This is a genomic window from Xanthomonas translucens pv. cerealis (assembly GCF_006838285.1).
In the GTDB taxonomy this organism is placed as follows: Bacteria; Pseudomonadota; Gammaproteobacteria; order Xanthomonadales; family Xanthomonadaceae; genus Xanthomonas_A; species Xanthomonas_A cerealis.
The window spans coordinates 3,361,695-3,376,189 of the sequence record NZ_CP038228.1 but is presented as its reverse complement, the minus strand read 5'-3'; the positions used below and the strand labels follow the sequence as shown (position 1 = coordinate 3,376,189).

Annotated in this window: 12 protein-coding genes and 1 pseudogene; 6 read left to right on the top strand and 7 right to left on the bottom strand. The window is 69.0% G+C overall.

From position 1 onward, the window contains the following. Positions 1-55: 55 nt before the first annotated feature. Together cycA and E4A48_RS14935 are read left to right on the top strand one after the other, a co-directional pair. Complete coding sequence (gene cycA, locus E4A48_RS14940; protein WP_039009334.1) at positions 56-1,435, top strand: D-serine/D-alanine/glycine transporter; 1,380 nt, start codon at positions 56-58, stop codon at positions 1,433-1,435. Positions 1,436-1,591: 156 nt separating this feature from the next. After that, a complete protein-coding gene (locus tag E4A48_RS14935; RefSeq protein ID WP_039008059.1) occupies positions 1,592-2,503 on the top strand; it encodes a CorA family divalent cation transporter in 912 nt (303 codons plus the stop codon). Positions 2,504-2,521: 18 nt separating this feature from the next. Here E4A48_RS14935 and E4A48_RS14930 read toward each other — a convergent pair whose 3' ends face one another. After that, entirely contained in the window at positions 2,522-2,881 is a 360-nt protein-coding gene (locus E4A48_RS14930) for a hypothetical protein (protein WP_039008057.1), read from the bottom strand. A 301-nt stretch (positions 2,882-3,182) separates the two neighbouring features. On the opposite strand from E4A48_RS14930, the gene E4A48_RS21235 reads away from it, so the two are divergent. Further along, positions 3,183-3,632 carry an AraC family transcriptional regulator gene (locus E4A48_RS21235; protein WP_260607966.1) on the top strand — a complete coding sequence of 150 codons (450 nt, stop codon included), beginning with the start codon at positions 3,183-3,185 and terminating at the stop codon, positions 3,630-3,632. Positions 3,633-3,634: 2 nt separating this feature from the next. Continuing rightward, positions 3,635-3,877: a helix-turn-helix transcriptional regulator gene (locus tag E4A48_RS21230; RefSeq protein ID WP_260607965.1), complete on the top strand. Its 243-nt coding sequence runs from the start codon at positions 3,635-3,637 to the stop codon at positions 3,875-3,877. A 107-nt stretch (positions 3,878-3,984) separates the two neighbouring features. Here E4A48_RS21230 and E4A48_RS14920 read toward each other — a convergent pair whose 3' ends face one another. After that, on the bottom strand, positions 3,985-4,764 hold the full coding sequence (locus E4A48_RS14920) for a transporter substrate-binding domain-containing protein (RefSeq protein ID WP_142742685.1): 780 nt from the start codon (positions 4,762-4,764) through the stop codon (positions 3,985-3,987). A gap of 298 nt (positions 4,765-5,062) precedes the next feature. Here E4A48_RS14920 and E4A48_RS14915 point away from each other — a divergent pair, with 298 nt between their 5' ends. After that, a complete protein-coding gene (locus E4A48_RS14915) occupies positions 5,063-6,028 on the top strand; it encodes a hypothetical protein (protein WP_260607964.1) in 966 nt (321 codons plus the stop codon). Between the two features lie 323 nt (positions 6,029-6,351). Next, positions 6,352-7,125: a lytic transglycosylase domain-containing protein gene (locus tag E4A48_RS14910; RefSeq protein WP_052235075.1), complete on the top strand. Its 774-nt coding sequence runs from the start codon at positions 6,352-6,354 to the stop codon at positions 7,123-7,125. Positions 7,126-7,130: 5 nt separating this feature from the next. Here the strand turns inward: E4A48_RS14910 and E4A48_RS21725 are convergent. The 5 genes and pseudogenes from E4A48_RS21725 to E4A48_RS14895 form a co-directional block, all read right to left on the bottom strand. Further along, positions 7,131-7,223 (bottom strand): annotated as a pseudogene (locus E4A48_RS21725) (AIM24 family protein); the annotation flags it as partial. Positions 7,224-7,235: 12 nt separating this feature from the next. Beyond that, positions 7,236-8,927 carry an alpha,alpha-trehalase TreA gene (gene treA / locus E4A48_RS14905; RefSeq protein WP_142742684.1) on the bottom strand — a complete coding sequence of 564 codons (1,692 nt, stop codon included), beginning with the start codon at positions 8,925-8,927 and terminating at the stop codon, positions 7,236-7,238. 342 nt (positions 8,928-9,269) lie between these two features. Then, positions 9,270-9,392 (bottom strand): hypothetical protein, encoded by a 123-nt coding sequence (locus E4A48_RS21225; RefSeq protein ID WP_256056226.1) that lies wholly within the window; start codon positions 9,390-9,392, stop codon positions 9,270-9,272. A 197-nt stretch (positions 9,393-9,589) separates the two neighbouring features. Beyond that, entirely contained in the window at positions 9,590-12,466 is a 2,877-nt protein-coding gene (locus E4A48_RS14900) for a M16 family metallopeptidase (RefSeq protein WP_142742683.1), read from the bottom strand. 326 nt (positions 12,467-12,792) lie between these two features. Further along, positions 12,793-14,226, bottom strand: a complete 1,434-nt coding sequence (locus tag E4A48_RS14895; RefSeq protein ID WP_142743184.1) for a glycoside hydrolase family 5 protein — start codon at positions 14,224-14,226, stop codon at positions 12,793-12,795. Positions 14,227-14,495: the final 269 nt, after the last annotated feature.

The window sequence follows — 14,495 nt, the reverse complement described above, 5'->3', positions numbered from 1 at the left end:
GCGCGTGCGCGTCGCATCTTCTATGTTGTCGGATCCCCTGCCGATGGCCGCGCCCATGTCCGACCCGTCCGCCCAGCCCGACCATCTCAAGCGCAGCCTGTGCAACCGCCACCTGCAATTGATCGCGATCGGTGGCGCCATCGGCACCGGCCTGTTCATGGGCTCGGGCAAGACCATCAGCCTGGCCGGCCCGTCGATCCTGTTCGTATACCTGATCATCGGCGCGATGCTGTTCTTCGTGATGCGCGCGATGGGCGAACTGCTGCTGTCGAACCTGGAGTACAAGTCGTTCATCGACTTCTCCACCGATCTGCTCGGTCCGTGGGCCGGGTTCTTCTGCGGCTGGACCTACTGGTTCTGCTGGATCATCACCGCCATCGCCGACGTGATCGCGATCGCGGCGTACGCGCAGTTCTGGTTTCCCGGCCTGGCGCCGTGGATCCCGGCGCTGCTATGCGTGCTGTTGCTGCTGAGCCTGAACCTGGTGACGGTAAAGCTGTTCGGCGAACTGGAATTCTGGTTCGCGCTGATCAAGATCGTGGCCATTTGCGCGTTGATCCTGACCGGCGCCGGGCTGGTGGCCTGGGGATTCCAGTCGCCGTCCGGGCACGTGGCCTCGCTGGCCAATCTGTGGAACGACGGCGGCATGTTCCCGATGGGCATCGGCGGTTTCTTCGCCGGCTTCCAGATCGCGGTGTTCGCCTTCGTCGGCATCGAACTGGTCGGCACCACCGCCGCCGAGACCGCCGACCCGCGGCGCAACCTGCCCAAGGCGATCAATTCGATTCCGGTGCGGATCCTGGTGTTCTACGTGCTGGCGCTGATCGCGATCATGGCGGTGACGCCGTGGCGCGAGGTGGTGCCGGGCAAGAGCCCGTTCGTGGAGCTATTCGTGCTGGCCGGGGTGCCGGCGGCGGCCAGCCTGATCAATTTCGTGGTGCTGACCTCGGCCACCTCCTCGGCCAACAGCGGTATCTTCTCCACCAGCCGCATGCTGTACGGCCTGGCCGAAGAGCGGCACGCGCCGCGCGGCTTCGCCCGGCTGTCGCGCGCGGCGGTGCCGGCGCGCGGCTTGCTGTTTTCCTGCGCGTGCCTGCTGGGCGGCACGCTGCTGGTGTACCTGATCCCGAATCTGGTCACCGCGTTCACCCTGGTCACCACGCTGGCCGCGGTGCTGTTCATGTTCGTCTGGTCGCTGATCCTGTGCGCGTACATCGCCTACCGGCGCAAGCGCCCGCAGCTGCATGCGGCCTCGGCGTTCAAGCTGCCCGGCGGCGTGCTCATGTGCTACGTGTGCCTGGCGTTCTTCGCCTTCGTGCTGGCGTTGCTGACGCTGCAGGACGATACCCGGCAGGCGTTGCTGGCCAGCCCGGCCTGGTTCCTGCTGCTGGGCGTGGGCTATGCGTTGAAGCGTCGCGGTGGCGCGCGCGGCTGAACTGCGGCAGCGTGGCGAGGGCCGGCCTTAGCGCGGCGATGGCGCTGTCGGCGCGCTGGCACGGCGTTGCCCGCCGCGGCGCGTGCCTGCGCCGTTGACGTTCGCTTCAGCCGCGGCGGAGGATGCTCGCGCCCTCCCGCGACCAAGCCGAACCCGATGATCACGATCCACCGAATCGCCGGAACGTCCGCGCAACCGTTCTGCTGGGTGGACCTGTGCCAGCCCAGCCGCGAAGAACTGGCCGAGGCCGACCGGCAGGTGGGGTTCGCCCTGCCCACGCGGGCGGCGATCGGCGAGATCGAGTTCAGCAGCCGGGTGCGCATCGAGGGCGACGTGCTGTTCCTCAATGTGCCGCGCTTCCAGGACGAGGACGGCCCGACCGCACCGCTGGGCTTCGCGCTGTCGCCGCGGGCGCTGGTGACTCAGCGCGAGCAGCGCATGGGGTCGCTGCAAGCGGTGGCCGCGCACTTGGAGAACACCCCGTGCCGGAGCAGCGACGATCTGCTGCTGCGCCTGCTCGATCAGCTGGTCGGGCAGTTGGCGGACCGGCTGGAAGCGCTGGAGGCGGAGATCACCGAGACCACCCGCATGGCCTTCGACCAACCGCACACCTCGCGCGATCTGGAGCGGATGCTGCACGCGGTCGGCGGCATGGGCCGGCGGCTCGGCGGCATGCACAACGCCGGCCACGGCCTGTTGCGCCTGGCCACCTACCTGGACGGCGCCGCGCCGGACTGGTTCGGCGACGATGCGGCCAAGCGCATCGGCCTGCTGCACAAGGACCTGGTCACCCTGAGCGAATTTGAGCAGCACCTGGACGACCGCGTCGAGTTCCTGCTCGACAGCGTGCTGGGCATGATCAACATCGACCAGAACAACGTGATGAAGGTGATGGCGGTGGCGTCGGTGGTGGGCATCCCGCCGACGGTGCTGGTCGGCATTTGGGGTATGAACTTCGCGCACATGCCCGAACTCAAGTGGCACGACGCCTATTACTGGGCGCTGGGCGTGATCGCGCTGAGCGTGGTGCTGCCGCTTGCGTGGTTCCGCCGCCGCGGCTGGGTGTGAGCGCGGCCGTCGCCGTCGCTAGGCCGCCAGGCTGTCCGCTTCGGCTTCCGCCTCGCTGTCGCCGCGCTCTTCGCCGCTGACGTGCTGCACCGGCGCGATGTCCCAGGACACCGTGTCCGGATCGATCAGTGCATGGATCGCGGCGCCTTGCAGTTCGCGCATCAGCCGCCGTGCCGAGGCGGTGCCGTGGGCCACGCTGTCCCACAGCAGCATGTCGACCACGGTGCCGTCGCGGCGCCGCGCGATGCGCCGCGAGCGGAAGCCGGGCTGGCGTTGCAGCCAGGCATCGACTTCGGCATTGGCGCGCAGGAAGGTGCGCCAGGTGCAGTCCTGCAGGCGGAAGGTGGTGATTTCCAGGGCTTCGCTATGCGCTTGCATCGGCTCAGCCCTGCGCGTTGCGCGGCGCGGCGCAGTGGTGGGAAAGGGCGCGGCAGGGCGCGGCGGCGGCGATCGGCGTGCAGCTGAGGGCGGCGGGAAGCAGGAGGGGCATGGGAGCACTCCGGTAGACGCGACGGGGGATCCTACCTGCACAGAATGCGAGCGCGGCGCCGCGGCGCGTTATCGCGATCCCGCGGAATTCTTGTCCGATCCTGCAAACCGTTCCATGGCGGCGACCGCGCCGTCGCAGCACCAGGCAAGCTGCAGGTCCTTCGATTGCCCGCCACCGCGCCCGACGCCGATGACCGCGCTTGCCGACCGCTATCAAGAAATCGCTGCACTCATTGCCCGATTGGCCGTCCCCGACGGCGATACCGCCATCGACGGCCTGTTCTGTTCGCACCGCACCGCGCCCTCGCCGAAGACGCACGCCGCACAGTGGCCGTGCTTCGCGCTGATGGTGCAGGGCGAGAAATGCCTGAGCCTGGGCACGGAGGAGTACCGCTACGGTGTCGGCACCTACCTGCTGGTGGCGTTGGATCTGCCGGTGGTGTCGCGGATCGCCCAGGCCAGCCCGGAGCGGCCGTTGCTGGGCGTGGGCATGGCAATCCGCCCGGACCGGCTGCGCGATCTGCTCGAACGCATTCCGCTGCCGGCGCAGGCCAGCGCCGATTGCGTGCGCGGCGTGTCGGTCAATACCGCCAGCACTACGCCGAGCCGCTGCGGATCGAAGACCTGGCGCGGCAGGTGAACATGAGCGCTTCGTCGCTGCATCACCATTTCAATGCGGTGACCGCGATGACCCCGCTGCAATACCAGAAGCAGTTGCGCCTGCGCGAGGCGCGGCGGCTGATGGTGGTGGAGCGGATGGACGTGGGTGCGGCCGGCTACCGCGTCGGCTACCAGAGCCCGTCGCAGTTCAGTCGCGAATACAGCCGCCTGTACGGCCGCTCGCCGCGCAACGACCTGGCCGAACAGCTCGGCCAGGCTGGCTGACCGCACGCCGCCGTTCGCCGATTGCTACGGCATCATGGTCGATGCGCATGACGCGCCGTACATCGCCGATCCCGGCAACCGTGCGATCCGCAACGCTTCCCGGCAAGCTACTCGGCCGCCTCCCCCAGCCACGGCGCCTGCGCCTTGCGGTACTCGCCGCTGGCCTTGCTCAGGTGCAGCCACTGGTCCACGTAGGCCTTCCAGGCCATGTCGTCGCGCGGCAGCAGGAACGCCTTTTCGCTGTACTGCAGCGGCTGTTGCGGGTTCACCGCGCACAGGCCGGGCACGCGGCGCTGCTGGAAGCGCGCTTCGGAGGCGTCGGTGATCATCACGTCGGCGCGGCCTTCGGCCAGGTCGCGGAAGATCGCGGTGTTGTCGTCGGACAGGGTCAGCGGCGCGTGCGGCAGCGCGCGGCGGGCGAAGGCTTCGTTGGTGCCGCCGCGCGGTTCGATCACCCGCACCTCGGCGCGATTGATCTGCGCGATGTCGCGATAGCGCTGCTGGTCGGCGCAGCGCACCAGCGGAATCTTGCCGTCCACGTCGAGCACCGCGCTGAACCAGGCGTGGCGCTGCCGTGGCAGCGACACCGAGATGCCGCCCACGGCGATGTCGCAGCGATCGGCGAGCAGGTCCGGCAGCAGTGTCGCCCAACGCGTGGGGACCCACTGCACCGGCACCTGCAGGCTGGCCGCGAGCGATTGCGCCAGGGTGATGTCGATGCCCTCGTAGCCCCCGTCCGCGCGCAGCAGGCTGTACGGCAGGTAGTCGCCGGTGCTGCACACGCGCAGCGTGCCGCGCTCGGCGATTGTGTCCAGGTGCGAGGGCGCCGCGGTGGCTGGCAGCGTCGCGGTGGCGCTCAGCAGGCAGGCGCCGAGCCATCGGATCATGTGCTTCTCCACAACAGGCGCGTTCTCCAGAACAGGGGATATCGGCGCCGACGACGCGCGCTGGCTGTACGCCGGCTGTCGCCCTATCGGCGCCGGCCACCTTAGCCGGTTTCCTCGCGGCATGGCGCAGCGTCAAGCGTGGCAGGGGTTTTGCACCTGCAGTCTGGCGGCGCATGGCCGTGCATGATGGCGGTGGACGCCGACCGACACGGTGCGGTACAGGAACTCACGGCACCATAGCGCAGTCCGGAGACACTCCTCCGGTGGACGCATGCCTGGCTATGGAATCTCGATCATCGTGACGTCTGCACCTGTGCAAGACCGGCTGCTGCACCTGGGCGCGGCCGTCACCACCGTGCTGATCCTGCTGTTGCTGGGCCGCCTGCTGTTGATCGCGCCGGCGGCGGCGCCGGCGCATGCCCACGATGCGATGCGGCTGGTATTCGTGCCGCGCTCGGTCGCGGTCGCGGCACCGCCGCCGCCATCGCATGCCGCGGCACGGCGCGCACTGGCTGCCGCGCGCGCGGCGCAAGCGTCGCTGCCGCCACCGACCCGCAGCGCCACCGCGGTGGCCGCGCCGGCCGCACCGATGCGTGCCACGCTGTACACCCGCGATGGCAGCGCGCGGCTGCCGGACGGCGTGGCGGTGGACCCGTTCGCCGAGGCGCCGGGCACCGCGCCGGGCACCACCAACCCGCGCGACCTGGCCAAGGCCAAGCGCCTGCTCGAGCGTCCGAACCCGATCGACTACCGGCCCACCCGCTTCGACAAGGACTGGGCCAGCGACGGCACCCTGGGCGACGTGGCCATGCAGGGCATCGGCGATGCGATGAAGAAGATGCTGCCCAAGAGCAGCGACCAGCCGGCGGTGGCGCGGCCGCCGCCGGACGTGCGCTTCAACCCGGCGCTGCACGAGCGCCCGGGCGATCTCGGCAGCGAGGCCACCGGCGATGCCTACAAGGCCGCGCCGATCGCGTTGGAAAAGGCGCCCGGCCTGGACGGCGAGGCCAGCCGCCGCATCCGCAAGGCGATCGGCGAACTGGAGCAGCGCCGTGCGGCCTGCCCTGCGGCGCAGCGCAGCCGCCTGCTGCAGCCGGTGCTGGACAACCTGGGCGACCTGCAGCGGGTGGAAAACGCCATGGCCCGCGGTGCCGACCCGATCCTGGCGCAGCAGACCCTGCCGCGCGCCGCCGACAGCGCCTACGACCTGGCGCGGCGCGCGCTGTGGTACGCCGACCAGAAACTGGCGGCATGCGCGCCGTAACGGTGGCGTTTTCCCGGCTGCTTGCCGTTGTAGGAGCGGCTCCAGCCGCGAGGAACGGAGTGGGCTGGCTATCCGATCTCGGCAGCAGTCGGGACTGAAGTCCCTCCCACAGTGCACCTGACAGCTCGCCGCAAGCCTCCTGTAGAAACGACGTCAGTCGCGACGAGCGGAGCTGGAACTGCAGCGGCTTCGGCACCCTGTCGCGGCTGAAGCCGCTTCTACAACGGTGCGGGCCAAAAAGAGTGTCCTGGCCGGCCCTCACCCGCGCCGACGCACGGTGCGCGATGATGCGCGCCCACCGTCGCCGGTTCCACCTCCCACCCATGCGCTGTGCCCGAACGCTGCTGAGCCTGCTGCTGTGCTGCTGCGCCGTTGCTGCGGCGCAGGCGCGCACGGTGTACCGCTGCGTGCGCGACGGCACGGTCAGCCTGGCGACCGCGCCGGAGCCGGGGTCGCGCTGCACGCCGAAGGAACTGGACGATGCCGCGATCGCCACGCCCAATCTGTGGGGCAGCATGGGCGTGTTCAGCGGCACCCTGTACGAACGCGAGCAGGACGGGCGCCTGGTGTATTCCACGCGCAATCTGCCGGGGGCGCGCGCGTACCTGCGCTTCACCGCGGTCACCCCGCCGGGCGAGGCGGCGCATCCGGGACTGGGCAAGGTCGGCGCGCCGCAGTTGAACATGCACGCCAAGCAGTTCCGCGCCGCGGCGCGCGCTACCGGGGTGGACGATCCGTGGCTGCGCGCGATCGCGCATGCCGAAAGCGGCTTCGACGCCGCGGCGGTGTCGCCCAAGGGCGCGCAGGGCGTGATGCAGCTGATGCCCGAAGTGGCGAAGGAATACGGCGTGGCCGATCCGTTCGCCGCCGACCAGTCGATCGCCGGGGGTGCGCGCTACATGCAATCGCTGCTGCGCCGCTACCAGGGCGACCGCACCCTGGCCGCGGCCGCCTACAACGCCGGCATCGGCACCGTGGCGCGCTACCGCGGCGTGCCGCCATATGCGGAAACCCGCGGCTACATCGACAAGGTGATGGCGCTGTACCAGCGCTACCGCGAAGCGATGGGGACCAGGACGGAAGCGCCGGCGCAGTAGCGCGCGTCGGTGAACAGCGGGCCGCGCTGCGCGTTCACCGGCAGCGTCAGCGGTTCGTGGCGCGAGGTGATGGCGACGATGCCGTAGCCGCATACCCGCCGGCTGCCGCCTCAGGGCGTGGCCGGCTCCGGCTGTGCGTGGCGCTGCGCCGCCGCTGCGGGCGGCGCGGCGATGGCCGGTTTCGCATACAGGTCCAGCAACAGCAGGGTCACGCCGTTGGTCCAGCCGAAGCCGTCCTGCAGCGCATATTCGCCGCCGCCGCCGCCCTGGGCCTTGGCGTCGACGCCGTACTTCTCCACCAGCTTGTGCTGCTGCGCGAACAGCGCCTGCACCCGCGCCAGGAAGCGGCTGCCGATGCGCTGCGCCAGCGCGTCCTGGCCGTAGCGGCGCAGGCCGTCCACCGCGATCCATTGCAGCGGCGCCCAGCCGTTGGGTTCGTCCCATTGCTGACCGGTATGCAGGCGGGTGGTGGCCAGGCCGCCGGGACGCAGCAGCTGCGCCTGCACAGTGTCGGCGCTGCGCTTGGCGCGCGCCGGCGAGGCGATGCCGACGAACAGCGGATACAGCGCCGCGGCGGTGACCTGTTCGCGCAGCCGGCGCTGTTGCCAGTCGTAGTCGGCGTAGTAGCCGGCATCGCTCCACAGGTGCTTGTCCATCGCGGTCTTGCGCGCGCTGGCCAGGGCCGCGTAGTCGGTGTCGCAGCCCGAAGCGCCCGGGTTCTTTTTGCAGGCCAGGGCCAGGGTGGTTTCGAGGTGGTAGAGCAGGCTGTTGAGATCGACCGCGACGATGGCGGTGGTGCGGATGGTGGCCAGGGTCTTGCGGTCGCCGAGCCAGCGGCTGGAATAGTCCCAGCCGCTCTCGGCGCCGGCGCGCAGATCGCGGTAGACCTCGGCGGCGGGGCGGTCCTTGGCCTGTGCCGCAGTGCGCACGTCGTGCAGCCAGGCTTCCGGGCGCGGCGTGTCGCGCGCGTCCCAGTAGCGGTTGAGCAGGCTGCCGTCGGCCAGCCGCACCACGTGCGCCTGCGCGCTGCCCGGCGCCAGCGCCTGCGCGCCCTGCATCCAGTACGCGTATTCCTTCTGCAGCTGCGGCAGGTAGCGCGCATAGGCGGCGTCGCCTTCCACCTTGGCCTGCAGCTGCACCATGTGCGAGAAGAACGGCGGCTGCGAGCGGCTCAGGTAGTAGCTGCGGTTGCCGTTGGGGATGTGCCCGTAGGTGTCGATCAGGTAGGCGAAGTTGTCCAGCATTTGCCGGCTGCGTTCGCGTTCGCCGCTCTCGACCAGGCCGAGCATGGTGAAGTACGAATCCCAGTAGTAGACCTCGCGGAAGCGCCCGCCCGGCACCACGTAGGGCTGCGGCAGCGACAGCAGGCTGCTGTGCGCCGGCACGTCCACCTGGCGCCGCACCAGCAGCGGCCACAGCGCATCGATGTGCTCGCGCAGGCCGGTGTCTTGGCGGATCGCCTCGGTCTGCACCGGGCCGGATTCCTCGAAGTTGGCGGCGACGAAGCGGCGCAGGTCGAAGCCCGGCTGCTGGCGCTGGGCCAGGTAGTCGGCGTTGATCAGCGCCGGGTCGCGCAGCGGCAACGCATCGACGAAGTGCTTTTGGTCGTCGAACAGTTCCTGCTGCTGCACGGCCTGGAACAGTTCGGGATAGGCCAGGTCCGGGGTCAGCGGCGCCGGCGCCCGCGCGGTCTGCATCGCGCGCGGCGCGGGCTGCGCCGAGGCGGTGTCGTAGTTGCCCAGCAGCAGGCCCAGCGACAGGCTCAGCAGCGGCGTGCAACAGGGAGGAGCGGCATGGCTCATCTCGGGTCCAGAGCAGGATGCGTGCGGCATGGTAAACGACCGAAGGAGGAGGCGGGTGATTGGCGGCGGTGGCGGCCGTTCGCCGAGGAACAGGCGCGCATGCGCCGCGATCCTGGCAGCGCATGGCGCGTATAGCCGATCTGATGATAGCGGCCGCGTTACGATCGGCTTGAACGGAGGCATGGCCGGTGGCATGCCGCAAGCGATGCAAAAGCGGGGCCAATCGGCTGTTCCGGTGGTCGCGACATCTGGCAGGAGCACCGGGTCTGCGCATCACCCAGCTGATCAGCGTGCCTGGAGGCGATGCTTTCCGTGTCCTGGCTGGACGGCCGGCGGTGTTGTTTACAGATGGTGTTCCACTTCGCGCATGCCCACCTCCGCGGCACGCCGGAAGGCGGTGCTCACCAGCGCGCAGTCCCTGTCCGACATGCGCAGTTGCTCGAACACCGCGCGCCACTCGCGCACTGCCGCGACAACTAAGAAATTCGCTGCCAGTCGGCAGGATCAAGCACTCTCGACGGCTGTGCAGGACGACGCAGCTGGGCAGCGTGTGGACCACTGCGCAGGGGGGGGCTACCGAGACGTCCAGCGTCGCGGGCGATCCCGCCCGCACGCCGCCTTGCAACGCATGGCCGGCAGTTCCCGGCCATGCGCGTGTCGCGTTACTGCTTGGCGGCGTTCGCCTTGACCGGCTGGCCGTCGCTGTCCAGCACCTGCACCTGGCCCAGCTTCAGCGCGCGTACCGGCGCCTCGATCTGCTTGAGGTCGCCGACGATGACCCAGGTCATCGCCTGCGGCGCGACGATGTCCTTGATCGCCGCTTCCGCCGCGTTCTGGTCGATGCCTTCCAGGCGCACCTTCAGGGTCTGCACGTAGTCGTCCGCACGCCCGTACTGGACGATGCTCTCGACCGCGCCCAGCACCGCGCCGGTGGTCTCGTAGCTGCCCGGCAGGGCGCGGATGCGTTGGTTCTTGATGTTGGCGATCTCCTCGGCGGTCAGCGGCTTGGCGCCGACCACGGCCTTGGCTTCCTTCAGGATCTCGGCGGCCGACTCGGCGGTCTTGTCGGTCTGCACCGGGGCGAAGAACAGGAACGGGCGCTGGCCCTGCGCGTCCAGCATGAAGCTGTTGGCGCCGTAGGCCCAGCGCTTGTCCTCGCGCAGGTTCATGTTCAACCGCGAGGTGAAGGTGCCGCCGAAGGCATCGTTGGCCACGTCGATGGCCAGGTTGCCCGGCGCCTTGGTCGACGGCGCGAGCAACCCGGCCATGATCACTGACTGCGGCGCGTCCGGGCGATTCATCAGATAGACGCGCGGCGCGGGCTGCGCTGCGACATTGCGCAGGTCTTTCTTCGGCAATGCGGTGTCAGGCGCTTTCCAGTCGCCGAACACCGCGTCCAGTTGCGGGACGATCTGCGCCAGCGTGGTGTCGCCTGCCACCAGGATGCGCAGGTTGTCCGGGCGCAGCCATTGGTCGTGGAAGGCCTGAAGGTCGCGCGCATCCAGGCTCTGGATCGCCGCCTCGGTACCGCTGCCGGTGAGCGGGATGCCGTAGGGGTGGGTCGTGCCGTACAGCAGCGGCGGCAACGCGCGCATCGCCAGCTTGGTGGGCTTGGTCTTCTCCTGCGCGATGCCGGCCAGCCACTGGCCGCGAATGCGCTCGATGTCCGACGCCTTGAAGGCCGGATTGCGCACGATGTCGGCGAACAGTTGCAGCGAGGGTTGCAACTGGTCGTTGAGCGCATTCAACGAGGCGCTGCAGGCGTCCAGGTTGCAGCCCACTGCGGTGATCGCGCCCAGGTGCTGGCGGCGCTGCGCCACTTCCACCGAATCCAGCGAGGCGGTGCTCTCGTTCATCAGCGCGGCGCTGAAGCTGGCGGTGCCGGGCTTGTGCCCATGGTCGGCCGCATAGCCGGCGTCGAACAGCAGTTCGATCTGGGTCACCGGGATGGTGTGGCGCTCGGCCAGCACCACCTGGATGCCGTTCTTGAGCTTGCCGCGCTGCAGCTGCGGGAAGCTCAGGCTCGGGAACTGGCTGGTTTCCGGGATGCCGGTGGCGCGGTCCACCTGGTTCTTGCCGACGCTGTAGCTGGCCTTGGCCGGTAGCTTGGGTGCTGGCTTGCCTGCGGCCACGGGCAGCGGCTTGACTGCCTTGTCCTCGGCCGCCGGGTCGAAGCCGTCGCCGGCCGGCAGTACGGTCAGCAGGTAGTCGCCCTTGCCGAACCAGGTGTCGGCGGCCTTGCGCACGCTGGCCGCGGTGGCGGCCTGGATGCGCTGCAGGTCGTGCTGGTAGGCGCCCGGATCGTTGCGGTAGACCTGGCCCTCGGCCAGGATCGCGGCCTTGCCGCCGACCTCCTCCAGGCCGCGCACGAAGCTGGCGCGTGCAGCGATCTGCGCGCGCTGCAGTTCGTCGGCGCTCGGGCCTTCGGCCAGGAACTTCTGCAATTCGTCGGCGATGGCGGCCTCGACCTTGGCCGGGTCCACGCCGTCCTTCACGTCGGCGCTGATCTGCAGCTGGCTGGCCAGCGCGAACGGCTGGATGCTGGCCGAGACGTCGTCCACCAGATTGTCGCGGTACACCAGGCGCTGGTACAGGCGGCTGGTCTTGCCGCCGCCGAGCACGGTGGTGGCCAGGTCCAGCTGCACGGCGTCGTCGCTGCCCAGCTGCGGCACCACCCAGGTGCGGTAGAGGCGCGGCTGCGCGACGTGGTCGTGCTGCACGCCGCGGGTCTGCCTGGCCAGCGGGGTGATCCACGGCTGCTGGCGCGGCACCGGCCTGCCGGCGGGGATGTCGCCGAAATACTGCTCGGCCTTGGCCTTCGCCTGGGCCACGGTGATGTCGCCGGCCAGCACCAGGGTGGTGTTGGCGGCGCCGTAGTTGTCGTGGAACCACTGCTTGACGTCGTCCAGCGAGGCCGCGTCGAGGTCGGCCATCGAGCCGATGGTGTCGTGCTGGTACGGGTGGTTGGCCGGGAAGAGGTTGGCCAGGATGTTCTCGTCCACGCGCCCGTACGGGCGGTTCTCGCCCTGGCGCTTCTCGTTCTGCACCACGCCGCGCTGGGTATCCAGTTCCTTCTGCCCGATCGCGCCGAGCAGGTGGCCCATGCGGTCCGATTCCATCCACAGCGCCATGTCCAGCGCGGTGGTCGGCACGGTCTCGAAGTAGTTGGTGCGGTCGAACCAGGTGGTGCCGTTCATGTCGGTGGCGCCGACCTTTTCGAACGGCTCGAAATAGGTGCCCTTGTGGTTCTCCGAGCCGGAGAACATCAGGTGCTCGAACAGATGGGCGAAGCCGGTCTTGCCGGCCGGCTCGTCGCCGGAGCCGATGTGATACCAGATGCTCACCGCCACCACCGGCGCCTTGTGGTCTTCATGCACCACCACGGTCAGGCCGTTGGGCAGGGTGAAGCGGGTGTAGGCGATCTCCGGCACGGTGGCCTTGGCCGCCAGCGCCGGCGGCGCGGCGCTGGCCGGGGCGATGGCGGCGCCAGCGCCGAGGATGAGGATGCTGGAGATCAACAGCGACAAAGGTCGGAGCATGGGCAGGGCCTGCAAGAAGGAAGAGAACAATGGACCAGCATAGAGGGCGCGTGCCGGGCTCGGTACGTGACTTATGGCACGGCACCGATGCCTGGCCGCGGGGGCTTTGCCGAGCCGCCGGCGCCTGGAGCGGTTTCAGTGGCGGCCGCTGCCGAGGAGAAACCCGGCGTCCGATGTGTCGCGCAGGACGGATCCGCGCACGCAACGATCGTCATCCGCGCCGCCGCTCATGGTGCTGGCCCGAAATGCGACCGGCAGCGCCGTGAGCGCTGCCGGTCGTTGCCATCGCCGCGCAGGACGCGCAACGACGGTGTCGCTGCAGGCGCTCAGCGCGCGGCGCAGAAGCCGAATTCGGCGCTGGCGCCGGGGGCCAGGGTCTTGTTCCAGCCTACGCCGGCAGCGTTGAGCGTGCTGCCGGACTGCGTCCACGTCGCATTCCACAGGTTGTTGACGGCGCCGCCGATCGACAGGCTGACCGCCCAGTTGCCGCTGGCCTTGCCGGTGTTGGTCACCTGCACGCGGTGGCAATAGCCGGCATTCCAGTCGCTGTCCACCACGGTCTTGGTGCTGAAGCTGGCGCCGCCCTGGCTGGATGTGAGCGCAGGACTGAGGGCAGCAGTGGGCGTCGGTGTCGAACTGCTGGAATCGCCCCACAGTTTCTTCAGCAGGGTGACCTTGTCGGTGCGTACCGACTTCCAGTCGTCGTTGAGGATGCCGCCGGTGTCGTTGCTGTTCGGATTCCACGACCAGTAGAAGCCGCTGTGGATGCCCTTGCCGATCAGGTAGTCGACCAGCGCGTTGTGCCACTGCACGTCCAGCGCATTGCCCTGGCCGTACTTGCCGCCGAACTCGCCCAGCAGCAAGGCATGCCCGGATTTGGCGAACTGGCCGAAATGCCGCTCCCAGATCGCCGGCATATTGGCCGGGAAATTGGAGGCGCTGAAATAGGACTGCATGAACACGTCCGGACCGTATACATGCGGTGCCAGCAGCAGGCGGTTGGCCGGGATCTTCAGCGCGGTGCAGGCCAGCGGCTCAAGGTTGCCGCCCCAGAAGTGGCCGCCGCTGCTGGAGCAGTTAGCGCTATCACTTATGCCCTCGACAAGGATCAGCCATTTGGGCGCCACCTTCAGCACCGCCGCCGAAGCGCGTTCGGCGGCCTTGTTCCAGTCGGTGCTTGCATTGCCGCTGCCCCAGGTGGCCGCGCCATGCGGCTCGTTCTTCAGGTCCAGGCCGATCACGCCCGGCACGCGTGCGTAGCGCTTGGCGACGAAGCTCAGGTCCTTGAGCCACTGCTGCTCGCTGTAGGAGGAGGTGTACCACAGCTCGGAAATCGCATTGCAGTCCGGGGTGTGGTGGTCGAGCAGCACGTACATGCCGCGGCGGCTGAGTTCGTTGATCACCTTGTCCATCACCTGCAGCGCGCTCAGGCCATGCAGGTCCGGATTGAGGCCGTAGTCGATGCTGCTCGGCGCGGTGCCGTTCAAGGTCTGCGGGCAGAACGGCAGGCGCACCGCGTTGAAGCCCAGGCCCTGCATCTGCGTGATCATGTCTTTCCAGTTGCGCGCCCACAGGCCGTGCACGGTGTGCACGTTGCCATCCAAACCGAACCAGTTGACGCCGCGCAGCTGCACGGCGTTGCCCTTGTCGTCTACGACCTTGCCGCCATTGATGGCGTAGCTCCATGCCGAACCGCTTGCCGCCAGCAACGCTGCGGCCAGTACGCAGCGGGTGAGACGGGATTTGCTCGACATCGACATCATCTCTGTTCACTCCGAAAGCGGCCGGCCCAGGACGGAGCGGCCAAGGTGGGGGCGCAGGCGGGCGCATGGCGGGCATCATCGAGAGCGGATGAGGCGGGAAACGTGATTGACCGCACAGAAAATGGCGTTGTCCACGGATACTGCGAGGCGCTTCGCGAGCGCGGCGATTAGAGCACGTATCGATCGAAATTTGAGATATGCATCACGTCCTCCTGGGTGACGCCGGCAGCGTGTGGTCGCCCGCCGCCTGCGTCGCTACACTCGGA